The organism is Sphingomonas arvum, from assembly GCF_026013565.1.
Taxonomy (GTDB): Bacteria; Pseudomonadota; Alphaproteobacteria; order Sphingomonadales; family Sphingomonadaceae; genus Sphingomicrobium; species Sphingomicrobium arvum.
In genome coordinates this window covers 477,553-500,257 of record NZ_JAPDOB010000001.1, presented here as the reverse complement: position 1 = coordinate 500,257, position 22,705 = coordinate 477,553, and the positions used below count along the sequence as shown (strand labels likewise).

Annotated in this window: 18 protein-coding genes; 2 read left to right on the top strand and 16 right to left on the bottom strand. The window is 61.1% G+C overall.

Annotation, left to right across the window (positions count from 1 at the left end; translation table 11 throughout):
• Positions 1 to 7: 7 nt before the first annotated feature.
• The 5 genes from rfbB to OMW55_RS02475 form a co-directional block, all read right to left on the bottom strand.
• Entirely contained in the window at positions 8 to 1,066 is a 1,059-nt protein-coding gene (gene rfbB / locus OMW55_RS02495) for a dTDP-glucose 4,6-dehydratase (protein ID WP_264880566.1), read from the bottom strand.
• Positions 1,051 to 1,632 carry a dTDP-4-dehydrorhamnose 3,5-epimerase gene (gene rfbC / locus OMW55_RS02490; RefSeq protein ID WP_264880564.1) on the bottom strand — a complete coding sequence of 194 codons (582 nt, stop codon included), beginning with the start codon at positions 1,630 to 1,632 and terminating at the stop codon, positions 1,051 to 1,053. Before rfbC ends, rfbB begins: the two co-directional genes overlap by 16 nt.
• Before the next feature lie 96 nt (positions 1,633 to 1,728).
• Positions 1,729 to 2,892, bottom strand: coding sequence for a glycosyltransferase family 4 protein (locus tag OMW55_RS02485; protein ID WP_264880563.1), 1,164 nt, complete (start codon positions 2,890 to 2,892; stop codon positions 1,729 to 1,731).
• Between the two features lie 6 nt (positions 2,893 to 2,898).
• A complete protein-coding gene (gene kdsA, locus OMW55_RS02480; protein ID WP_264880561.1) occupies positions 2,899 to 3,723 on the bottom strand; it encodes a 3-deoxy-8-phosphooctulonate synthase in 825 nt (274 codons plus the stop codon).
• A gap of 77 nt (positions 3,724 to 3,800) precedes the next feature.
• On the bottom strand, positions 3,801 to 4,913 hold the full coding sequence (locus OMW55_RS02475) for a polysaccharide biosynthesis/export family protein (RefSeq protein ID WP_264880559.1): 1,113 nt from the start codon (positions 4,911 to 4,913) through the stop codon (positions 3,801 to 3,803).
• A 222-nt stretch (positions 4,914 to 5,135) separates the two neighbouring features.
• On the opposite strand from OMW55_RS02475, the gene OMW55_RS02470 reads away from it, so the two are divergent.
• Entirely contained in the window at positions 5,136 to 6,821 is a 1,686-nt protein-coding gene (locus OMW55_RS02470; RefSeq protein ID WP_264880557.1) for a glycosyltransferase family 2 protein, read from the top strand.
• A gap of 7 nt (positions 6,822 to 6,828) precedes the next feature.
• Positions 6,829 to 7,947, top strand: a complete 1,119-nt coding sequence (locus OMW55_RS02465) for a phytanoyl-CoA dioxygenase family protein (RefSeq protein WP_264880556.1) — start codon at positions 6,829 to 6,831, stop codon at positions 7,945 to 7,947.
• Between the two features lie 3 nt (positions 7,948 to 7,950).
• Here OMW55_RS02465 and OMW55_RS02460 read toward each other — a convergent pair whose 3' ends face one another.
• The 11 genes from OMW55_RS02460 to OMW55_RS02410 all read right to left on the bottom strand — a co-directional run bounded on the left by OMW55_RS02460 (position 7,951) and on the right by OMW55_RS02410 (position 22,516).
• Positions 7,951 to 8,562 (bottom strand): ABC transporter ATP-binding protein, encoded by a 612-nt coding sequence (locus OMW55_RS02460; protein WP_407822116.1) that lies wholly within the window; start codon positions 8,560 to 8,562, stop codon positions 7,951 to 7,953.
• Between the two features lie 32 nt (positions 8,563 to 8,594).
• On the bottom strand, positions 8,595 to 9,377 hold the full coding sequence (locus OMW55_RS02455) for an ABC transporter permease (protein WP_264880554.1): 783 nt from the start codon (positions 9,375 to 9,377) through the stop codon (positions 8,595 to 8,597).
• A gap of 2 nt (positions 9,378 to 9,379) precedes the next feature.
• Positions 9,380 to 10,543, bottom strand: coding sequence for a capsule biosynthesis protein (locus OMW55_RS02450; RefSeq protein ID WP_264880552.1), 1,164 nt, complete (start codon positions 10,541 to 10,543; stop codon positions 9,380 to 9,382).
• Between the two features lie 297 nt (positions 10,544 to 10,840).
• The gene (locus OMW55_RS02445; RefSeq protein ID WP_264880551.1) at positions 10,841 to 11,743 is read right to left on the bottom strand and encodes an FkbM family methyltransferase; all 903 of its coding nucleotides are present in this window, start codon (positions 11,741 to 11,743) and stop codon (positions 10,841 to 10,843) included.
• 288 nt (positions 11,744 to 12,031) lie between these two features.
• Positions 12,032 to 14,566, bottom strand: coding sequence for a glycosyltransferase family 4 protein (locus tag OMW55_RS02440; RefSeq protein WP_407822115.1), 2,535 nt, complete (start codon positions 14,564 to 14,566; stop codon positions 12,032 to 12,034).
• A gap of 6 nt (positions 14,567 to 14,572) precedes the next feature.
• A complete protein-coding gene (locus tag OMW55_RS02435; protein WP_264880548.1) occupies positions 14,573 to 16,864 on the bottom strand; it encodes a glycosyltransferase in 2,292 nt (763 codons plus the stop codon).
• Positions 16,865 to 17,074: 210 nt separating this feature from the next.
• The gene (locus OMW55_RS02430; protein ID WP_264880546.1) at positions 17,075 to 17,857 is read right to left on the bottom strand and encodes a DUF5672 family protein; all 783 of its coding nucleotides are present in this window, start codon (positions 17,855 to 17,857) and stop codon (positions 17,075 to 17,077) included.
• Positions 17,858 to 17,861: 4 nt separating this feature from the next.
• On the bottom strand, positions 17,862 to 19,325 hold the full coding sequence (locus OMW55_RS02425) for a glycosyltransferase family 2 protein (protein WP_264880544.1): 1,464 nt from the start codon (positions 19,323 to 19,325) through the stop codon (positions 17,862 to 17,864).
• Positions 19,326 to 19,531: 206 nt separating this feature from the next.
• Entirely contained in the window at positions 19,532 to 20,332 is an 801-nt protein-coding gene (locus OMW55_RS02420; RefSeq protein WP_264880542.1) for a 3-deoxy-manno-octulosonate cytidylyltransferase, read from the bottom strand.
• A 13-nt stretch (positions 20,333 to 20,345) separates the two neighbouring features.
• On the bottom strand, positions 20,346 to 21,350 hold the full coding sequence (locus OMW55_RS02415) for a KpsF/GutQ family sugar-phosphate isomerase (protein WP_264880541.1): 1,005 nt from the start codon (positions 21,348 to 21,350) through the stop codon (positions 20,346 to 20,348).
• 326 nt (positions 21,351 to 21,676) lie between these two features.
• Positions 21,677 to 22,516 carry an inositol monophosphatase family protein gene (locus OMW55_RS02410; protein ID WP_264880539.1) on the bottom strand — a complete coding sequence of 280 codons (840 nt, stop codon included), beginning with the start codon at positions 22,514 to 22,516 and terminating at the stop codon, positions 21,677 to 21,679.
• Positions 22,517 to 22,705: the final 189 nt, after the last annotated feature.

Here is a 22,705-nt window from a genome sequence, read left to right as displayed (position 1 = left end):
ATGGACGTCAGGCCGCCTGTGGCGAAACGAGCCCGAGCCGCTCGCCCGCGTAGCTCTGGCGCAAGGGCCCCCACCACCACTCGTTTTCAAGGTACCAGGCGACCGTCTTCTCGATGCCGCTGTCAAAGTCTTCCCGGGCGCGCCAACCGAGCTCGGTTTCCAGCCGCGTGGCATCGATGGCGTAACGTGCGTCATGACCAGGACGATCGCTGACGAACTCGATGAGTTCGCGCCGCGGGCGCTCGGCTGGCACCAGCTGATCCAGCACAGCGCAAATCCGCTCCACTACCTCGATGTTGCGACGCTCGTTGCGTCCACCGACATTGTAGGTCTCGCCCAGGCGGCCACGCTCCGCAATCAGGTCCAGCGCGCGCACATGATCATCGACGAATAGCCAGTCCCGGACATTCTCGCCCTTGCCATACACCGGCAGCTTCTGGCCTGCGAGGGCATTCAAGATCGTCAGTGGGATGAGCTTCTCGGGAAAATGGTAGGGCCCGTAATTGTTCGAGCAGTTGGAAACTACCACCGGCAAGCCATAGGTGCGGTGCCAAGCCTTCGCCAGATGATCCGAGGCTGCCTTCGATGCCGAATATGGCGAACTTGGATCATAGGGCGTTTCCTCCCGGAACAGCCCCTCCGCGCCCAAGGATCCATAGACCTCATCGGTCGACACATGCAGGAAGCGAAAGGCGTCTCTGGCATCTTCGTCCAGCGCCAACCAGTGGGCCCGCGCCGTCTCCAGCAAGGTGAAGGTACCGAGCACGTTCGTCTGCACGAAGTCGGCGGCCCCCGTGATCGACCGGTCGACATGGCTTTCCGCGGCGAGATGCATCACGCGCGTAGGAGCAAAATCGGAGAAGGCCCGAGCCATCGCTCCCGCGTCGCTGATGTCGGCGCGCAGGAAGCGATAGTTTGGCTTGTCCTCCACAGAGCGAAGTGAAGCGAGATTGCCCGCGTAGGTCAGCACATCAACGTTGAGGACGTCATAGCCCTTCTCAAGCACCAAGTGCCTGACCAGGGCAGAGCCGATGAAGCCTGCACCCCCGGTTACAAGGACCCGCATTTGTTCTTTTCCACGGTGAAATAAGGTGGGAGGTCAGCCAGTTTCGGCTGAGCCACATCTTTGGCGGAGAGAGTTCCCGGGTCAGCCAGTTCGGGCCAACGGATACCGATCTGAGGATCGTTCCAGGCTACCCCTTTGTCATGCTCTGCGCTATAGTAGTTGGACACGCGATAAGTGATCACCGAATTGGGCTCAAGCGTGCAGAAGGCATGCCCGAATCCCGCCGGAATCCAGAGAAGATTGTTCTCATCGGCGGTCAGCGTTGTTCCGACCCAGCGCCCGAAAGTGGGAGAACCGCGCCTAAGATCCACGGCAACGTCGAGCATCTTGCCGGCGGTACACCGAACCAGCTTTGCTTGCACAAAGGGTGCAATCTGGAAGTGGATGCCGCGGATGGTGCCGGCCCGTGCGCTCAGCGATTGATTTTCCTGGACGAAGTCGACGTCACCAACCCGCTTCATGAAATCGGATGCACGGAAGATTTCGGAGAAGTATCCCCGCTCGTCCTGGATCTTCCTTGGGATGATCTCGACGGGACCGTCCACGTCGAAGGTCCGAAATTCCATGCCCGTCCTATGTAGTTTGGCCAGTCGCGCTCGACGCCAGCCCGCTTAATGAGCTGCACCGCCGGAGCAAAGCTATAAGCTGGGCTGCTGCCGTGGCTAGAGCTTGTCGAGCCACCGTTCTACCAGATCGAAATGCATCGGCCAGGAAGGCGCGACATAGGTTTGGGCCGCACTGACTTGCCGAACGCGGTCAGGATCATCCGTGCAATAGCCAACAACCGCCTGCTTCCAGCCCTCGCAGTCGTCCGCCTTAAGGTAGCACGGGATCTCGCCCGCAATTTCACGGTAGACAGGGAGATCGGTCGCAATCACCGGGGTGCCGAGTTGAAGCGCCTCGATCACAGGCAAGCCGAAGCCCTCCGCAAATGACGGCATCAGGACCGCCCGCGCGCCGGCGATCCAGGCAGCAAGCTGCTCGTCCCCGCACCGACCAAGTTCCCAAACGTGACCCGCCAGATCGCCCAATCTGTCCAGTTGTTCAAAGGTCTCCTCGGCCTGCCAACCGCGGGTGCCAATGATCACCAGCATGGGTGCGTTTGCCCCAAGCTGGCTGACGAGGCTGCGCCACACTTCAAGCAGGAGCTTGTGGTTCTTGCGGCCTTCGATGGTGCCGACGGTAACGAAGTACGGCCGATCCTGCATTCGCGGCAGAACCTTGGTCGCAGCCGGTATTCCGCTGATCAGCGCAGGCAACGATGCCGGCATCGCGACGCCGCGGGCGCGGGCGAACATGGCCAGTTCGTCAAGCGTTGCTTGCGAGTTGCCGATGACCCCCGCGGCGCTGCTGAGCACAGTGTCCATCCGCTGCTCATGCTTGGCGGCCTCGCCCGCCCGGCAGAACTGGGGATGCGTAAGCGGGATCAGATCGTGGATGAGGTACACTGCTCGGAGCCTGTGTCGGCGCACCCACGCAGGAAGGGAGGGCTCGTTCAGCCCCGTGTGCCCGACGTTAAGGTAGATGCTGCCAGCCGTTGGCTTGCTGCGGAGCGCGCGAGGGCCTGCCGACGCCGCCAACATGATCAGCCGGCGGCGAGCGGCAGGCCCCGCTTCCCGTAGAATTCGGAACAGCCAGGCGGAGTGGCTTGCGGAGAGCACCAGCTGGACGCCGGAGCGCTGTACCACGGCAAGCGAGCGGTCCTCGAATTGTTCGAGATAGGCCAGGCAGACGCGATCAATGCCGGTCGGCAGGCCGCCGCGCCAGACACGCCAGACCAGGCGCGATACATCCAGCAGATAACGCCGCTCCGGCGAACCGGCCACGACGGACTACGACGTACGGCGCGAAGGGATGGACAACAGGTCCTCGACGATCCCGCCAAGCTCGGCCAGCGGCACCGCATTGGGCCCGTCCGACAACGCCTGCTCGGGATTGGGATGGCATTCCATGAACAAGCCATCGACCCCGACCGCCACGGCGGCCCGCGCAAGCGGATGCACGAACTCGCGCTGCCCGCCCGACTTGTCGCCCATGCCGCCGGGCAGCTGAACGCTGTGGGTGGCATCGAATACGACCGGGCAGCCCGCGTCGCGCATCAGCACCAGGCTCCGCATGTCAACCACCAAGTTGTTGTAGCCGAAGCTGGTCCCCCGTTCGCACAGCATGAAGGCGTCAGGCACTCCTGCCCGGCGCGCCGCCGCGCGAGCCTTCTCGATCATCGGCTTGGTATCGGCCGGCGCCATGAACTGCGCCTTCTTGAAGTTGACCGGCTTGCCGGACACCGCCGCCGCTTCGATGAGGTCCGTCTGACGCGCCAGGAAGGCAGGCGTCTGCAGCACGTCCACAACCTGCGCGGCTGCCCGGACCTGCTCGGGCGAATGGACGTCCGTAAGGACCGGCAGGCCAGTTTCGCTGCGCACCTTCTCCAGCACTCGCAGCCCCTCGTCAGCACCTGGTCCGCGGAAGGATTGGCCGGAAGTACGGTTGGCCTTGTCATAGCTGGCCTTGAACACAATGGTCAGCTCCAGGCGATCGGCCAGCCGGCGAAGCTCTTCCGCGACCTGCAGGCAGAGCGCCTCACTCTCGACGACACACGGACCTGCGATCAGGAACAGCCGCTCACCCTGGCCGACCTGCGTTCCGCAAAGCTGCATCCTTCAATCTCCAATCCAAGCACAGGCACAAAGCGCCAGGCTATCACGCCGACGGCGCTAAGCAGTGACGGTCCCGGCTAGCGGACGACGCTGACGGTTGATCCCACCGTAGCGACCGGCACGAACAGCTGGCTGACCAGCTGCACGAATTTCGTGACCTGGTTGGCCCGGGCGTTGCCGACGAACAGCAGGTCGCGGTCCCGCATCATGAAACGTTGCGACAGCAGGTAAGCGCCGGGCCGCATCATGTTCAGATTGTACACCGTCGGCTGCTCGCGCCCGTCCGGGCCCGGGACGAACCGGAAGACGTAAATGGCGCTTGGATCACCCTGGTTGGGGTTTGACCCACCCGACAATGCCACGGCCTGAGCCAGGCTGAGGTTCGAGCGGGGAAAGCTGATTTCCTCGGCACGGTTCGCAGCGCCGAGCACCGAGAAGCTCTGCGGCCGGCTGACCACGGTGATGCGGTCTCCGGGCGCGACGCGGACGTCTTCTTCCGGCAGGTCGAGCAACTCGCTCAGGCGCACTTCGAACGAGCCGCCGTCGCGTTCCACACGCGCGACGGCATCCTTGGCCTGACCCTTGTAGCCGCCCCCGAGCGCGATCGCGTCGACCAGCGACTCACGGTTGGTCGCCAGCACCAGGCGCCCGGGGCGTGCAACCTCGCCCGCCAGGATAACGCTGTTGCTGAGCGACTCCTGGATCGCGACCAGGACCTGCGGGCTCTGCGACTTGCCCCGCAGCCCCTCCTGGATGGCCGATTGCAGCTCGGCGACTGTCCGCCCCGCCGCCCGCACCCGCCCGACGAACGGCACACGGATATAGCCGCTGTCGTCGATCCGCATGGTCGGCAGCCGCTCGGCGCTCGACCGTGGGTCCAATCCGATCGTGGAGCCCGCACCGGCGGCCCCCGCTAGCGCCGACCCGCCAAACAGCGTCACTCCAGCCTCGTAGACCGTGACGTTGATGACGTCCCCCGGACCCAACAGGTCGGTCGGGCGGCGCAGGGCCACCGGAAGGGTTGTCACCACAGACGGCGCCGCCGCCGGAAGCGCGCTTGCGTCGACAACCTCCACGAGCGTGTAGGCAAACGGCGCCTGCTCGGCGCTGGCGCCCTTCCGGATCACTGCGCCCGTCGGGCCGCTGCTCGGCAGGCCAGCGCAGCCTGCCGGCATGAGGCCGCCGAGCACCGCGATGCCCAGCTTCAGAGAGCGAGCCGAAGTTCGCTGTTTCGATATCCACATATTTAACAAAGACCTAGCTTACGGCCGGATTATTGCTGGCCGCTCTATCACCCACTCGCTACGGCGCGCAACTCGGGACCGCTGTTGTTACAACAACTCGCCTGCTAGGGCACGAAGCCAGCCACAGCAGTCACTTAGCTGCGACTAGCTCGAGAGAAGCCGCACACCTTGGATCCGTTTTGGAAAGTTTTCCTGCGTCTGTTGCCGCTGCGTCCCACCAAGGCACTCGAAGCTGCCTATTGGCAAGTGACCGGAAGGCGGGTGCGGGCTCGGCACCGTCTGCGGGATGCTGTAAGGCCGCTGCCGCTCGCCCGCGAGCTCTGGCGTGAAGGCAGGGCCAGCGTACCGCCAGCCGAACTGGCGCAGGTGGCCGGTTGGCACCGTCAGCCGCGGATCACGATCGTCATCCATTCAGTCGACCATTGCTCACCCGCTTCGCTCGACGGCTCCCGAGAGTCGGTAGTTAGCCAGGCCTACAAGGCATGCGAGCAGTTGGAGTGCACGGCCGAGAACCTGGCCCGTACGGTTACGACTGCCACGGGCGACCACGTCTTCTTCCTGCGCGCCGGGGATCAGCTGCTGCCGCCGGCCCTGTTCCGGGTTGCACAGGCCATTATTGAGAATCCTGCGGCCGACATTCTGTTCGGCGACGAGGAGCAGTTGCACGCCGACGCAAGCCTGCCCCGGCTCTGGTTGAAGCCGCAGTGGAATCGCGAGATGTTCCTGGCGCTCGACTACCTGTCATCAGCAATGGCCATCAAGACGTCGCTGGTTCAATCGACCCTGGCCAGACTGCCCCCGTCCGGGGAGCCCCTCGCCGCCAGTGACATCCTGTTCTTTGCGACAGAAGTGCCGAGCAGCACGGTTATCCACGTCCCGGCTCTTCTGGTGAAGGTCGCGCACCGTGCGGAGCTCTCGTCGGCCGCGCGCGCCGCGATGATCGGCGATCAGCTTGGCTCGCAAGCGGAGGTCGGCACCGGACCGCACAACACCGTCCGGGTTCGCTGGCAGCTGCAACCCCCTCACCCTCTCGTCAGCATCATCATCCCGACTCGTGACAAGGTCGAGTTGTTGACAGCTTGCGTCGAAAGCGTGCTCGCACGCACCGACTACGCACCTTTCGAGATCCTGATAGTGGACAACGGCAGCAAGGATCAGGCGACCCTGACCTACATGGCGGAGCTGGGCCGGCGCGCGAATGTCAGGGTGATCCGATCGGACGCCCCTTACAATTATTCAGCTTTGAACAACCTTGCCGTCCAGCAAGCCCACGGCTCGTTCATCTGCCTTCTCAATAACGATACGGAGGTCGTCACTCCCGAGTGGCTTACCGAGCTAATGCGCTACGCTGTTCGGCCGGAGGTCGGGGCGGTAGGAGCCAAGCTCCTGTACGCGGACGGCTCCATCCAGCATGCCGGGGTAATCGTCGGGATGGGCGAAGCAGCCGGCCATGCTCATCGTTTTCTAGCCGCCAACCGCCCTGGGTACTTTCGGCAACCCCATGTTGCGCAGTATGTCAGTGCCGTAACCGCCGCCTGCCTGGTGGTCGCGCGAGAGAAGTTCGAAGCCGTTGGCGGCCTCGACGAAGCTCAGCTCGCCATCGCCTATAACGATGTCGACCTCTGCCTGAAGCTGCAGCAGAGGGGGTGGCGAAACGTCTACACGCCCCATGCCATTCTGTATCATTACGAGTCGAAGTCGCGCGGCAATGACCTGGCGCCGGAACATTCCGCCCGTTACCTGCGGGAGCTCCGCGTGTTCCAAGAACGCTGGGGAACGCGAACCTACATGGATCCGCTACACAACCCCGATCTTGACCGATATAGCGAGACCTTCTCCGTGAATGTTGGATAAGCCGTCAGTGCCCGTCTCGAACCCCCTGCCCGGCATTCCGCTGGTCGAATCGCCGATCTTCAACCTCCTGGTGCAGAGTCCGGACTGGACGGACGAGGAGCGGCGGATCGCGACTGATCTTCATGAGCGCGGGTTCGCAGTGATCGACTTCCCAGACCCCGAGATCGACCAGCGGATCGAACGAGTCTTGCGCAAGTTCGCCCCGCGCTTCGGGATCGATTTGGACGATCGGCAGTCGATCAAGAACAACGGCGCGAACCGCCGGGTTCAGGATGCCTGGCGCGAGGACGAGGACGTCCGCGCGATCGCGGCCAACCCCGAGCTGCTCCGGCTCCTCGGCCGCCTCTACGGGCGCGCGGCAATCCCGTTCCAGACCCTTAATTTTCCCGTTGGCACGGAGCAGGCGCTGCACAGCGACTCCAACCACTTCTCCAGCATTCCCGAGCGGTTCATGTGCGGCGTGTGGCTGGCGATGGAGGACGTGCACCCGGATGCTGGCCCTCTCACCTATGCGCCGGGGTCACACAAATGGCCGGTGCTCAGCAATCTCATGATCGGCCGACGGGCGCAGGGCAGTCGCGCTCAGTCGGCCCAAACTCCCTTCGAGAACGCCTGGACGGCGATGCTGACTGCGGCCGGCACGGAGCAGGAGGTGTTCTGCGCGCGCAAGGGCCAGGCGCTGATCTGGGCCGCCAACCTCCTGCATGGCGGAAGCCGGCAGCACGATGGAACCCGCACGCGCTGGTCGCAGGTGACCCACTATTATTTCGACGACTGCGTCTACTACACGCCCGGTCATTCGGACGAGCCAACCGGCTTCCTCGATCTTCGGGAGATCACAAACGTTGCCACTGGCGAGTTGCAGCGGAACCGCTTTCTCAATGAGGACTTCGCGGAAGCGCGCCGGCAAGCTTTGCTCGACCAAGACCGCCGACGGCGTTGGCCTTGGCAGCGATCAAAGCGATCAGATCATGGCCGCGATCAAGATCTTGGCGCACTCCCGGAAGACTTTGATCCAGCCGCTTACTACCAGCTTAATCCGGACGTGGCGGCATCGGGCATGGACGCCGCTAGCCACTATCGCCGGCACGGCCATCGCGAGGGGCGGGCGTATCGGCAGGGCTGAGCGTTAAAGTTGATTGTACCTTTCGAGCGCTTGCCCAACATCTTCGTACATCGTCGCCTTGCCCTCATGGATGATGGCCGCTCCGTTGCAGAACTCTCTTACGAGATCGGCGCTATGTGAAGCGAAGATAAGCGATCGATCACGACGCTTCTCGAACAACTCGTAGTGGCATTTCTCGTAGAAGTTGTGGTCTCCGACCATGATAACTTCATCGATAAGATAGCAATCGAATTCGATCGCTAACGATAACGCGAAGGCAAGACGCGCACGCATACCCGAGGAGTAGGTCTTAACGGGCATCTTAAGCTGTGCCCCGAGCTCGCTGAAATCTTCTACGAAGTCCTTCAGCTCGCGATAATCGTGTCCGTAGATGCGGGCGATGAAGCGGGCGTTATCGTAGCCGGTGAGGCTCCCTTGGAAGCCGCCGCCAAAGCCAAGTGGCCATGACACAGTCATCTGACGCGTGATCTTCCCCGATGTAGGAAGCTCGACGCCTCCGATCAGCTTGATCATGGTAGTTTTCCCAGCGCCGTTCCGGCCCAGGAATCCGATGCGCTGACCCTTCCCGATGGCCAAGTTCAGGCCGCGGAGCACGTGCTTACGGCCCGCCCCCATCGGATAGCACTTGGTAATCTCGTCGCAGATAATCATTCGATCACCAGGTGCCGCCGGATGCGCTGGCACAGGATGAGCCCGAGTAGCGTCAACGAAAGACAGGCCGCGGTCGGCACAGTCAGCCCCCACTCGGCATCTACACGATTTCCGAAAATGCCGTCACGCATCATTTCCATGGCATGCACAAACGGCGAGTACCACAGCACAGCTTGTGCAGGCGGCGTCAGCCACGACATCATGTTGAAGGTGCCCGAGAATGGAATGGCGATGTAGGTAGTAAGGGGCACCAACTTTTCCAGAATCTCCGACTTCTCAGACAATGGAGCCAAACAGAGGACCAGAGCCAGGGTGAACCATGCATAGTAAAACCAGCCGACAAGAAATATGCCGAGGTTAGCCGGTACCGGAAATTCGCCCACCGTGATCAGCAGTACGGCGATGAAGAAGTAGGCCATCATCGCGCCTACCATTTCGACTAGAAACCGAACGAGAATGAAATCCAGCACCTGAATTTGGCGATGGTAGAGGAGGCTTCCGTTCACGCTGAAGACCTTGACCGATCGCTGCAGCGACTGCCGGAATAGAGTCAGCGGGATGTACCCGGTTGCTACAAACGCAATAACGCTGACGCCATGCTCCTCTGGCCCCTTCATGAACCGCCAGAGCAGGCCAACCAACATTGCGAACAGCAGCGGCTCCGCCATGATCCATAGGAACCCGATGTTCTCACGACCGAACCGCGTCACCAGCTCGCGGAGCATGAGAGCGCTGACCACCCTCCGCTGGATGCGCCAGCCCGCTGTCAAACGGCTCACGGTCAATCCTCGGGCGAATGCTCGAGAATACCGACGACCAGCATCCAGCCGATGAAGTAGAGGCACAAGGACGCACCCAGGATGGTGAGAACCTGCTTGATGCCGTTCGGAAGAGCAGGATCGTCGGGGCGATTAGGCTCTACAACTCGCTCAAGGTAAAACTGCTGCTTCTGTGACTCTGTGCGCGCCTGCTCCAGAGACGTATTCGCAGCGGTCAGCATCTGCGTGGCAAACTCTTGCTCAACCTTGAGCTTCTCGAACGTCGCCAGCCTGGACGCGATTGCCCGCGGCGTCCCGACCGCGCGGCTATTCTGCTTCTCGATGGCGGTTCCAATTGCCGCGATTCGCTCCCGAAGAGCCGGGATCGCCGGGTTTTGCGGAGCCACTTGGACCATCAGATCAAGCTGAGCCTGCAATGCTGCCTGTTCCGTGATGAGCCGGTTCGAAACTTCCAACACGCCTTGAGCTTGCCGCTCAGGATCGATGATACTCGTCTGGTTTCGGTAGGCGCTGAGCGCGACACGAGCGTTGCGTACACGCTCCTCGGCTTGCAACACGCGCCGCTCGGCTTCGGTGATGGCTCGATTTTCGGCCCGCTGGTTCAATCGATTTACCAGAGCCTCGCTTAAGCCGAGCAGGCGGCCGTTGATGGCGTATGCATCTTCCGGCGTGAATGCCTTTACTTCCAGCACCGCCATGTTGCTTTCGTTGTCGATCTCCGCAGCGACCATCGCATTATAGTAGCGGAACAGGTCTTCGAAGGTCGTTCCGCGGAATGGCCTCGGGAAGCGGGAAAGGAAGTCTGCTCCACGAGCGGAATAAGCAGCGCGCACGTTCGTCCGCGTCTGTAGATCGCGAAGAGCATTGCGCGAACGGAGATACTGAAGGATCTCCTTGGTCTGCTCGCTTCCCATGCCAAGCCCCGAGGTCTGCACGATATTGGCTAGGGACAGCGTCGGCGTCGGACGCTGGTTGGGCGACTTGATCACGAAACTCGAGTGACTGACGTAAACGGGGCTCGCGATCAGCCCGTAATAGATAGCGGCTAGCACGGTGGGCAGCCCCACAAACAAAGCCATCCAGCGCTGTCGGTACCACCAAGACCGACGCTGCGACCGTCGCAGGGCCTCCGTCACGGTTTCGTGATCGAAATTGTTGGCGTTCATTCGAGGGACCTCTTGGCGCCATGCAGTGCAGGCTGGCCTGTGGATGCGATTGGCTGTCGCTTAGCTGAAGCAAACCAACTTTGCCAGAAAAGACGTTTAAACAGGCGCTTGGCCCCACGCTAGCCTTTGCTGCTCCCGCAAGACGAGCGCGATGATACCACAGCCGCTCTCAACTACTAACTCTCCGGAACTCCACTCCAGTAGCGGCCGTCAGCGCTCCCGCATCTGCGAGTCCCGGCACGAGGTCTCACCGCAAGTAGAGCTGTGTCGTACCGCTGGCAGAGACGCCGGCCCAAGCTAGAGGGAAGAGTACCCGTCCAACAACGCAGCATGATCCTCGTGAATGAACAACTTGTTGGTGCCGACCGGCACATCTGACAGAGATCCGGTTTCTTCGTTGATGTGGCGAACCTGATAGCCGCTGCCGAACAGCTCCAGGATGGAAGCCACGCCAGAAGGTTCCAGTATCTCGACGATCGCCGTGGGGCGATGCTCGCGGATGATGCCCTGCATGCCCTTGAGAACATTGGCCTCAAAGCCTTCGACATCGATCTTTAGCAGGTCTACCCCGCTGAATTCCGTGCTGACGACGATCTGCTTGCGATAGCGGCTTTGGTTGCCGACCAGCTCCTCCAGAGTGGTAACCGGGACCTTCTCGACGAACCATGGGTCAGCAATATGCGAGTCAACGAAGCTTTCGCCACTTGCCATGACATAGACACCGGACGGATGCCGTAACTCCAACTCGTTAACCGCGTCTCCAAGGCCGTACCGCAATGGCGCTATCCGATCATCGAAGCGGTTGGCACTGATATTCACAAGTAAACGGCTGTAGGTGATGAAGGATGGCTCGAATGCCATAACATAGCATGACGGGTTCGCTGCTGCAGCCGCCAAGGCGAATGCGCCAGTATAGGCGCCGACGTCATAGATCCAAGTGGACTTTCTGACCAGATGATCCCAAAGCCGTAAAGTTCCCGTCTCGAAGCTTGCTGGCCCATTGTAGAAATACGACCCGGCAACGAAGTCGTCCGCGTTGGTAAACATCACAAAAGGATCGCTACCTTCAGCAGCCACGCAGTTGACGAAGCCGCGGTAGCCAATCTCTAAATTGCAATCCGTAATGTTATCAGGACGGTTACCAAACCTCACCAAATCGATGGCTCTAAGGTTCTTCGCGGCGAGTTCGTAATAATCCATTTCATTCCACCAGATCGTCTTAGCTTGGCTTGCCTAGCAGGGTGAGAATGGACTCGCTAGGAGCTTGTTTGAGGCGTGTTAGCTCGAGCAACTAGTCGTTGCATGCTGCATGCATAGCTCTGGCCAGTGACGTCGACGAACGGGCAAAAGGGGGCGGACCGCTGACCCGCATGCCGTATGCAGTGGGTCCACCCGATATACGAGGCACCCGCCGCCCCACATCAGCTGCTTCCGTCCACGGCACTCAGGTCGCTCGGCGCACGAAATGATTGGCTGGCTTGATCACGATCATCCAATCGTCTGATCGTTGAAGTGCAGGTCCACTCCCGTAAACACAATTTCTGCGTTCTCCTCGCTCTTGCCATCGGGCACTCGGCTAAAGAGCAGGATCTTGTCGTTGCCCTTGCTCACGCCGTAACAAGGGCAGGCGATCTTCAAGGCAGTGCCGGGCTCGATCCTACGCCACGCGCTTAACGCCACATCTTCTGCGTGAGCACCGCTTTGTACGACCTGGAGGATGCGATCGGTCGATACCTGCGAGCGCGCGAGTGCGACAGCCACCAAGGCACCGTCATTGTCATTACGCATGTTCCGGACGTGGGCAGTGAGACCACTGATCCGACGGTACACCCCAGGGATCTCAGCAATCGTGACCTCGCCATCGAGCGGATGAACAAGCGCACCATGAGCATTTTCCTGCCAGCCGACCGGTTCCCAGGCGCGCTCCTTGCGAGCAGGATGGACACGAAGCACCTGGCGTAGCTGATGTGGTTGCAACGGGAGCGGCGTACCATCGGCTTCACTGGGCACTTGGACCGGATCAACGCTGAGAAGGCGTGCTTGCCAGCCTGCCGCACGACCGAGTTGATCGAGCAGTCCGGCAGAAATGCGCTTCGTTGTTTCGAGCTTACGCTGCGAGAAAGGATCGAGCGTACCAGCAACCATTGGAAGAACGGCAATGCGCTCGCCATTCAAGGCGCACAGTCGGGCGAATACCTCAAACCAGAGGCCACCAGCGAGTGGGTCGAAGCCGATCCGTTTCACGGCATTGAGATTCACCACGCTCAACGTCGGCGCGATCCGACTTGATAGCAGAGCAGTCGATGGGGCTTCCCCTGAATAGACCCGAAGATAATCGCTTCTGCCAGTCGCGCTGTCGACGAGTTCGACATGGCCACCGACCAACGCCAGGGCGGGGTCAGATGCCTGAACGTCAAAGGCATTGCTGACGAATGCCGCAGACGGTTCGTACCCAAAGGGGAAGAGCAGGACAGCGCCGTCACCGAGAGCGGCAAGACGGCGGCCAAACATGGCAGGACATTCACGATTGCCGGAACTGAAAACAACGGCCCAGCCACGCTGATGGATGGCCTTGGCCTCCGAACCATCAGGCTCGAAGCTACCCCTGGGCAATTGGAACGTGATCTCGCAACGCCGACCAGCGCCCTTGAGGGCTTCTTCCAGCGCAATTGCCATATCGAGTTGGCGGTGGACCTCGGTTGTCGACTGCGCACCGTAGCAGAAGATCCGAATGTCGGCGGATGTCGGATGGGCTGGCTCAGGCTCTCCCATCTTTTCGCTCAGCCAGTAAGGCATGCTCGGCGCCACCTCGATCTCCGTGGCCGGCCGCCAGGTCAGGGCGTTGTGCATCGTGGCCGCGAGCGATTCGACTGTCCCGTCGAATAGGAGGCAGTTTCCACCATCCCGCCAGCGGTAACCGTTACCAAAGGCCGGGCAGGTGCCGTTTAGAATGACCTTGCGGCCCGCGAGTGCCGCCTCGAACGCGAACAGGCACAGACTTTCATAGTCAGATGGCACCACCACGATCGACCGTTCGATGTAGTACTGCCGCTCGTCAGGGTTGGCTTTCTCGATGAACCTGATCCGCTCGGAAAGACCGCCGGGCACCAAGGATTTCAGCATTTCGACAAACGCCCGATCCCAGCCGCCGCAAACTAGCCGGAACGTGCCGGCGTACGCAGGATGGTTCTCGAGATAGAGGATGGCGGCACGGATGAAGAGATCTGGGCGCTTGACGGGTTGCAGCCGCGAACCGAACAGGAAGTCAATCGAATCGTCAGAACCCGGCTTATCGACCTTGTCCGCAATGACATAGGTGCCGGGCGCGGTTCGGATGTAGATCGGTGGGAACTCGAGAACGGTTCGCCCGTGCCATCGCTCCTCGAGAGCATAGCTACGGGCGGTGTAGTCTATGATCGCTGGATCATGTCCGACGATCAGGTCGGCATTGGCGAAGAGGTGCCGCTCAGCGTCGAACATGATGCCGGCCCAGTGCCCCGGGTCATATGCGTAGCGTTCGACTCCGTAGAGAATGCCCTGCGTCGAGTGCACGCGGGCACTTATCAGAGTATCTGCGAAGTCCAATCCGGCACGCTTCGCTTCCAGGCTGGCAACGCCCCATCCACCGAAGTCAGGAAACTCGATGACATCAAATGCAGCGCCCAGTCTCTCCTGAGCCAGCTTGAGGCCTAGATAGTAGCGATACGAGTCGCTGTAGAGCCACTCACTTGTCCAAGGATAATCTTCGGCTTTTGCGAGCAGCTGCGCCAGCTGGCTAGGCACGGATCTAAGCGCCGGGCACACGTGCACGGTTGCTAGCCCTTCAAGCGCTTCGTCAAGGACTTCCCGGGCGTCCGGCCGAGACGCAAGTAGCAGCTGCGGAACAAGAAAATGGATGTCCGCCGGAAAGCCCAAGCTCTCATTATGGCGGGCAAAATTGTACAACATCCGCCCGATGCCACCCGGTCCTAACGGGTAGAGTTCATTAGTGACGAAGCAAATGGAAGGTCTTTTCGCGGACATCGCCAATTAGAGCCCCAGAAAGTCCGCATAGGATTGAGAAGCGACCTTGTTGCGCGCGCTAAGGTGGCTCGCAATCATCTGGTTCATTTCATCGGGGTCGTTGCGCACCACATCGACAATCCGTTCGATATCTCGCGCAAGCAAGGCCGGATTATCAAGGTGAGTCGTTGTACAAAGCTTGATCAGGGGATCGTTGGCGAACTCAGTGACTTCAAGCGGACCAGTGAGCGACGGCGTGCCTACCGCGAAGCTTTCGAGCTGAGTCATTGGCTGGCATTCGGCCAGCGTAGCGACCAGCGTCAACGAGCTGCGCGCCATTTCGTCCAGCAGATCCCGTCCACGAAGATACCCAACAAGCCGCAGTTTCGCGAGATCGTAGATGTCTTCCAAACCATTGGGGAAATTCGCCGTCTTCACCACATCTACATTCGAAGCCATCGAAGCAGCCATGACATTGGTGAAAAGGTTCTTGCGCCAACCCACGTCCAATGGCGCATAAACTTCCACGCGTTCGGACCGCCGACCTTGTGGCATCGGAATGTTGGGCGCGTAGTTGATGATGGTTCCTGGCCAGAAGCCTTCAATCGCGTTGCCAAAATTTGGCTTCACCGAACCGATACCGTCGAGCACCCCGAAGCGCCGACGGTTGAGCAGCTTGGCAATGACCTGCATTTCAAACTGGTGGTCGAATTGCGCCGTGTTGACGTGACTGACCATGAAAAACTTGACGTTCGGTCCGAGCGCAGATCGCAAGAAAAGCACCAGTGCGTCGGCGTTGCTCGAATAACCCTGAATGCAGATGCGATTGATTCCGAGCCTCGTAATCTCTTCCGCAAGCATCTTCTTGTCGTCGCTGTCGAGGCCCTCGTGCGCAGATATGAGCAGCTTATGCCCCGGGCAGTAGGCCGTAGCCTGACGGATGCCGTGCCATTCATGGTGCGCCACGTGCAGCACTGTCTCGAAGCCGGCTTCGTGATGGCTGCTCCGCGTCATGAGCGAACTGTCGAATACCGGACGAACCTGGCTGATCGGCTCATTTTGCCGCGAAAGGATGGCAGAGGATTGCGGTGGCGGAGTATATTCCCCGCTCGTCCGTGCGCGCCCCTCATGACGTCCATGGATCAGATAGTGATTGAAGCCAGACTTCTGCCTGCCCTGTCGCACTTCTTCTGCCACATCGGGGTTAGCCGCGAGGTAGGCATGCTCATCGAAGTCGTTTGGCGCGGGAACCTTTATCGCGAGGCGCTGCAGCAGCGGCACCACCGTGCTCCACGACGCATTTGGCGGTAAGGGGCTGACCTTACGGAACTTGTAGAGCGTCCCCACCCGACGCTCGGCCAGCTTTGCGTTGATCGCGCTGATCGCCCAGCTCAGGTCACCCTCACCACGTGATAACAGCTGAACCGAAGGAAGCGCCTGCGCAGCGTGCCGGTCATGCGACGGCTGATCGCTTGGGGCGGGGCTCGCTCCGCTAACCGCCATGCGGAATGCAATGGCCGACTGCCCGATGTTGCGGCGAAGAAAGTCGTTGCGGACGATCGCTGTGTATTTCTGATGAAGGGCAAGCGAGTCCACCACGGTGTTACGATACTCCGGCGCCGTTAACTCGGAACTGTCGCGGTGGTGGTAGTAAGCGAGCGGCTCCTTGATCACGCCAACGTTAGCGCGCAGCAGAAACTCCATGTTGAACAGCCAATCGCCGAGCACTGGCAGGCTATCATCGAAGCCGCCGATCTGCTCGTATACCGAACGCTTGAAAAGGAATGAGATCGGGGGATAGAGGTTCCGATCAATAACGGTATCCAGATCCAGGCTGACAAGCTGGTTTTGATACGGCTTCTCCGCGAGCGTGACGATTTCTTTCTCACGCACCAGTTCGGATACATAGACTGAATGAGTAACTACTCCGCCATAAAAGCGGCCTTCCTCCGCTTCCAAGAATCCAACAGTTTGCTTAAGAAAGTCTCGATCCCAACTGTCATCGTCGTCATGGATCACGATGAAATCTGATTCAACCGCACGAATTCCCTGGTTGGAAGCAACCTCCATGCCTTTTGACTTCGCATTTGACAGAAAACGCCTGCGCTCGCGCGCTATTCCGCTACCTTCCCAAATCGCGCGCGCTTCATCTTCGTCGCCCCCATCGTTGACGACAACCCAGCAATAATCTTCAAAAGTCTGCGATCTCACACTCTGCGCGGCGCGCGCGAGCATCAGCCCTCGATCTTTCGTTCTGGTAACGATGCAGACCTTGAACTTTTTTGAAGAATGGGCGTCGTCGACTTCCAGAGAATTCATATCACTTCGAGACACTTAGCGTTCTCCGCCCAACGACAAGCAACAATGATCGGCTCAAGGCGGCGGATAGTGAATGTGGCACGCGGTTTCCACTCCAAATTGACGAACCAGGCGGGGCGCGTCGGAGCTCCCTTACGAGTTTCATGCCAGCGCGACCCGGACAGCCCGACGAGCTGGTCGGCGCCGTCCCCACCACGGATGAAGTTACAATTAAGTCCCTTCCCGCACGACCATCCGTACCCTGTCACCGAGCAGGCCCAGCCATAACTGCAGCGATCTTCTCACTCCACCTCTGGCTGAGCGCAGTTGGCGGAACAGAAGCGAACGGTCCCGAACTACGCCCCGGCGCTCGTCAAGTGAGGAGTAGAGCTCCCAGAAGCGTTCGGGTCCGAGCGCCTCGACCAAGTTGAATATGCCGTGGACGCCGAAAGTTGGCTTGAGCGACGGATTGCGCTCTTTTGAGAAGCGACCCGCGATCTGCGCGTCGGCAAAGCGGATCCGGTGCTTCTCTTCAAGGAACGCCCGATTGGTCCGGCAAATTGCAACATCCTCCGGATGAACGACCCTGAACTCGGAGTCTCGGCATGCCTCCAGCAACCGTCGGCTGCGAAGCGAGAAGCCGCCATTGCCCACATCGTAACCATCGCTGAATTGCGGCCAAGGGGCGCCGATGTAATCGTAATCAAGGAATCGCTCATCCCAGGCGCCTGGGCTGGCAATGAACCCGTCCCATTGGACCACTAGCACGTGCTCAGTCCGAACATGGTCAACGAGCTGTGTTAACATGAACTCAGAATAGGCGGAGGAGGTGAGGATCGGGTCTGTCCGCACGTGGCGCACGGGTGACGGCGGTTCCACTTCGGCATCGGTCAGCAGTATCGCGTCGCCGAAGCTTGCTGCGTCGAGGCAGACCTTGAGCGCCGCAATCGTTGCCTCAACGTTGACGGACGTGACGGCGGCCAGGGTCACGGTGGGTAGGTAGAGCGACGCCATGAGTTTAGACGTCCAGTACGAATTGCTCAGAGAAGCGGCTTAGATACGGGTGGTGAAATGGATCGGCACGCTCTTCGGTTAGCCAGCGCTGTTTCAAGGCAGCGAGTTCGCGAGCGAAGCGGTCCCTGTTGCCTTTCGCACTGTCCTTGCCGCGGGACTTGGACTCATGATGGATCAGTGTTGCCCGAGGCTCGTAAAAGGACTGCCAGCCGCGCTCGTTGAGACGCAGGCATAGGTCGACGTCGTTGAACGCCACCGGGAACATCCGCTCGTCGAAACCGCCGACTGCGATGAACTTGTCGCGCGCCACTACGAGGCAAGCCGCCGTCACCGCGCTGACCTGCTGCGGCAGGCTCGCACGATCGAAGTAGCCAGGGTCTGTAGCGCGCTGAAACCGGTGCGCATGGCCGGCACCTCCGCCCATTCCGATCACCACTCCGGCATGTTGGATAGTATGGTCGGGATAGAGCAGCCGTGCTCCGACTGCACCGACATCGGCCCGTTGAGCTTGCGCAACCATGATCGCCAGCCAGTCAGGCGAAAGAACCTCTATGTCGTTGTTGAGAAAGCAGAGGAAGTCCCCGCGAGCCTCGCGAACGGCCGCGTTGTTCAAGGAACTGAAGTTGAAAGGACCTGGCCTGCGAAGTACGAGTCCGCCCGCTTTCTCGAATGTCTTGAGAACAGCAATTGTCTCGTCGTCGTCGCTGCCATTGTCCACCACAATGGTCTGCCGCTCCGCGTATCGGGTTCGCTCGACACCTTCGAGGCAGGTACGTAGCAGCTCGGCATGGTTACGCGTCGGCACGATCAGGCTCACTGCGGGTGCTCGGTGAAGCTCGAATTCCGCAGCGCCTGCCGGCACCCGCGGCGCCGGGCGGTGTCGGCGATGATGCAGTATAGAGGGCACATGCAGTGGCGTCACCGTGCCGCCGATCTTCGCTCGAACGAGCGCTTCAGCCCAATTCCCCGCCGGCAAGCTGTTTAATGCCTCGGGAGAAATCCGCAGCACGCAAGCGCCGGTCAGGTAATCATGATGTCGGAATAGCTCCGGGTTCCAATCAGGTTTCAGGTGTGGCTGGTGCCGGCGGCCAGACGTGTCCAGCAAGTCGTCATCGGCATAAAAAACGTCGATGTCGCGCGACTGAGCGATCGCCTGCGCATACTGGACCAGCGCATCGGCGGCCAACTCATCTCCAGGTGCCATCGGGCACACCCAGATGCTGTCGTGCTGGCCGAGCTTGGCAAGCCGATCCGGGTTCGCAACCAGCGGCCGACCTTCGTTGTCTCGCGCAAGCATGATCGGCTCGTTGCCTGGCGCCGCCTTTTCGATCGAGTGCAGTGTACGAGCAAGACCGCCTGAATCCGCTCCCTCCTCCACCATCGGCACCAAGACGACCGCACCACCTACAGCCGGAGAGAAGAGCTGGTAATGACCGCTTCTTCGTTCGCGACGCAACGTCCACAACATGTAAGCCGCTGGGGAACGGCCGAGCAGGGGGGACAGGTAGTTGCGCGACCGAAGCCGGTACCCTCGCAGCCGCCAAAAGACGCCCGACAGATATCGTACCGGGTCTGACCCGAATGCACGAAGATGCATTCGCAACAAAAGGAATGCCTGGGCAGTCCAGTTACCAACACCGCCGCTGGCGGCCCCCTCCTCCACCGAATGCAGCCCTATTCGATGCCGCGCGACGCGAGGATCCGCTCCATGGCCGCAACATCGCTGGGATTATTCAATTCGATTGCATCCCAATCGAGCGCTTCAATCGCCAGCGCGGACACTCGGAGCCCAAGATCGAGAAACCGCAATTGCTCCAGCCCCTCGAGCACTTCCAGGCGGCTCGTTTCTGCCTCGCGGTACTCGCGCAGGGCGGGAAGGCGATAGGCATACATCCCCAGGTGCAGGTGCACGTCCCCAGCCTCGGCATCCGTCTGCCCCGGCAAGTAGGGGATCAGCCGCTTGGAGAAGTACAAAGCGTGCTGCGCGCGGTTGAACACCACGGTGGTCCCGCCGACGCGGCCGTTGGCAGCGTCCGCTGCGAGGTGCGCGTACAGGCTCGCCGAGCAGCGCACCGCCGGAGTGGCCATCACCGCCTCACGATCTTCCTCCAGCCTGGCCACCAGCCGGGGAACAAGGTCGCTCGGCGACAAGGGCGCATCACCTTGCAGGTTGACGACAACCGGCGCGATCTCGCCTAACTTGTCGATGGCGTCGGCGCAGCGCTCCGTGCCGTTGGCGCAGTCCGGCGAGGTCATCACGACCTGGCCGCCGAAGCCGGTCACCTCGTCCGCGATTCGGGCGTCATCGGTCGCCACCCACACGCCTACGCTGCCCGGCACCGCCGTCGCACATTCCCAGCTTCGGCGGATGAGCGTCTTGGCAACGCCCGTCGCTCCGCGCAGCGCGACCAGCGGCTTGCCTGGGTAGCGGGTCGACGCGAACCGCGCCGGGATGATGATTGCGAAGTCGGTCAAGCTGGTGGCTAGGTCAGGATAGCCCGGCGCGCAGGAGATCGTGCAGGTGGATGACCCCGATGGGCACGTTGGTGTTCACGGGCGCGTCGCGCTCGATCACGAACCCGCAGGTGATCTTGTTGTCGTTGAGGAACTGCAGCGCTTCTTCCGCCAGCATGTCGTCGAACAACGTCTTAGGGCCGGCGGTCATCACATCGCCGGCGGTGGCAGTGACCAGCTCGTCGAAATGCCGGCGAATGTCCCCGTCGGTGATAACGCCAGACAGCCGGCCGGCGCTGTCGGTCACGCCCGCGATCCCGAAGCCGGACGAGGTCATCGTCACAATCACGTCGCACATCGGCGTATCATGTCCGACCAGCGGCAGCCTCAAGCCGGTGTGCATGATGTCCCGCAGCGACGCGAGCCGAACGCCGAGCGACCCGCCCGGGTGCAGGGTCTTGAGATCCTTCACTGAGCACCCGCGCATGTCCATCAAGGTCAGCGCAAGCGCATCCCCAAGCGCCAGCTGCAGGGTCGTCGATGTGGTCGGCGCAACGTTGGCCGGGCATGCTTCCCTGGTCATCGGCAGCGCCAAGCCGATGTCGGCGCTCTTCATGACTAGCGAGTCAGGCTTGGACGCCACCCCGATGATGGTTAGGTCGATCGCCTTGGCATAGCTCAGAATGGCGCGCAGTTCGGACGTGTTGCCCGAATTGGACAGCACCACCAGTACGTCCCCGGGCACCAGCATCCCAAGGTCGCCGTGCGCGGCTTCCCCCGGGTGCACGTAGAAAGCGGGCGTTCCCGTCGCGGCCAGCGTCGCGGCCCACTTGCGGCCGATGTGGCCAGACTTGCCCATTCCGGTAATCACAACCCGGCCACGCGCGCGCAGAATCGCTCGGCAGGCGTCCACGAAGGAGCCGTCAAGGGACTCGGCAAGTAGACCGAGGGCCTCCGCCTCGACCCGGATGACCTCAGCGCCGCGCTCGATGAGCGACTGGTTGGAGGAGATCACCTGCGACGGAAACTGGAATGTCATTCTTCCCACCTCACGGGCGCCCTTGCGGGCGAAAGACGTTACCGAGCCGGCCCCACCTACTCCGGACCAGGCGAAGTAGCGATACCTTTCGTGCTCAACTGCGCGACGCCGCGCTTTCGTGTAACCTGCTTGCACCATATCGACCGCCACGAGTTGCGATCTGCATGGTCAAGGCCCCGGACCACGAAAGAATGGCACAAGTGTGGCTTGGGGGCCGCAACGTTAGCCTTCTATGAACGCACTTCGAGTTAATGCGTTTTCTAGCTACCGGAAGAGCGGCCCACATATCGCAGATCCTCGGTGGTTCTCGCTCGACTATAGCTCATCTACCCTGCCCGACTGCCCCCCAAGCCCATCTCGTCATCGGCGGTGACGGCCCTCAGCAGGAGGTCGGCGACCTCGGGATTTCGGGCCAGCAGCAAGCCGGACCGCTGGACAGCCGGCCCGTAAGGCGATCCGTCAAAGTGCAGCGCGCGCCCACCCGCCTCTGACAGCAACAGGGCACCCGCCGCATGATCCCACGGCAGGGTACGCCAATAAATCGCGAAGTCGCGCTCGCCGAGCGCCACCAGCGGGTATTCATGCCCCGCGCAGCGCTGCGTCGGCAGGACCCTGCCAAACCGCGCTCGGAGCGTCTCGCCCAAGTGACGCTGTTCGGCGGGCAGGAAGGCTTCGGACAGGATGCCACAAAGGTCGCGCTCCACACTCCGATCGGTGCCACCAGTTACCTTGACGCCATCGCGGAACGCGCCTCCGCCGCGGTCGGCATGGAACAGCACGTCATGCAATGGATCAAGAATCCACGACTGCCGGACGACGCCATGCTCCAAGAGGGCTATCATCATGGCAAAAGGCGGTCGGCCGGCCGCGAAATTCGCCGTGCCGTCGATTGGATCGACCAGCCAGACGAGCTCGTCGGCCAGATGCTCGATCAGGTCAGGACGTTCAGCGCAGGCCTCTTCACCAATCAGGCGTGCGGCCGGCAGCAATTCGTGCAAGCCTTGGCCGATGGCGAGTTCCGCTTCGCGGTCCGCCACGGTCACCAGTTCACCAGCGGATTTCTCGACGACCTCGCCCGAACCGAGTGAGCGATAGCGCGGCAGGACGATGGCGGCCGCCACGTTTCTCAGAAGCGCGCCGACCTGTTCAGGTGAAACCAGTGACATGCCCGTCCCGCTAGCAGCGTTCAAAGCGTGTTGCAGCCGCTGATGCTGTTGCATCACCGCAACAATCAGCCGCCGAAACAGCGCGTGGCTGGAACTACAGCAGGCTTCTCGCGTATCTGAGCTTGCTGATCCAATGGTCTCGGAGGCCCGGAACGGCCATCGAGTAGTAAAGGACAGCACTGATATAAA

Excerpts from the sequence above, each read along its gene's own strand:
- rfbB (WP_264880566.1), bottom strand. The coding sequence starts at position 1,066 with ATGCGGGTCCTTGTAACCGGGGGTGCAGGCTTCATCGGCTCTGCCCTG.
- rfbC (WP_264880564.1), bottom strand. The coding sequence starts at position 1,632 with ATGGAATTTCGGACCTTCGACGTGGACGGTCCCGTCGAGATCATCCCA.
- kdsA (WP_264880561.1), bottom strand. The coding sequence starts at position 3,723 with ATGCAGCTTTGCGGAACGCAGGTCGGCCAGGGTGAGCGGCTGTTCCTG.
- OMW55_RS02460 (WP_407822116.1), bottom strand. The coding sequence starts at position 8,562 with ATGGGGGCGGGCCGTAAGCACGTGCTCCGCGGCCTGAACTTGGCCATC.
- OMW55_RS02450 (WP_264880552.1), bottom strand. The coding sequence starts at position 10,543 with ATGAACGCCAACAATTTCGATCACGAAACCGTGACGGAGGCCCTGCGA.
- OMW55_RS02445 (WP_264880551.1), bottom strand. The coding sequence starts at position 11,743 with ATGGATTATTACGAACTCGCCGCGAAGAACCTTAGAGCCATCGATTTG.
- OMW55_RS02440 (WP_407822115.1), bottom strand. The coding sequence starts at position 14,566 with ATGTCCGCGAAAAGACCTTCCATTTGCTTCGTCACTAATGAACTCTAC.
- OMW55_RS02435 (WP_264880548.1), bottom strand. The coding sequence starts at position 16,864 with ATGAATTCTCTGGAAGTCGACGACGCCCATTCTTCAAAAAAGTTCAAG.
- OMW55_RS02430 (WP_264880546.1), bottom strand. The coding sequence starts at position 17,857 with ATGGCGTCGCTCTACCTACCCACCGTGACCCTGGCCGCCGTCACGTCC.
- OMW55_RS02425 (WP_264880544.1), bottom strand. The coding sequence starts at position 19,325 with ATGTTGTGGACGTTGCGTCGCGAACGAAGAAGCGGTCATTACCAGCTC.
- OMW55_RS02415 (WP_264880541.1), bottom strand. The coding sequence starts at position 21,350 with ATGACATTCCAGTTTCCGTCGCAGGTGATCTCCTCCAACCAGTCGCTC.
- OMW55_RS02410 (WP_264880539.1), bottom strand. The coding sequence starts at position 22,516 with ATGTCACTGGTTTCACCTGAACAGGTCGGCGCGCTTCTGAGAAACGTG.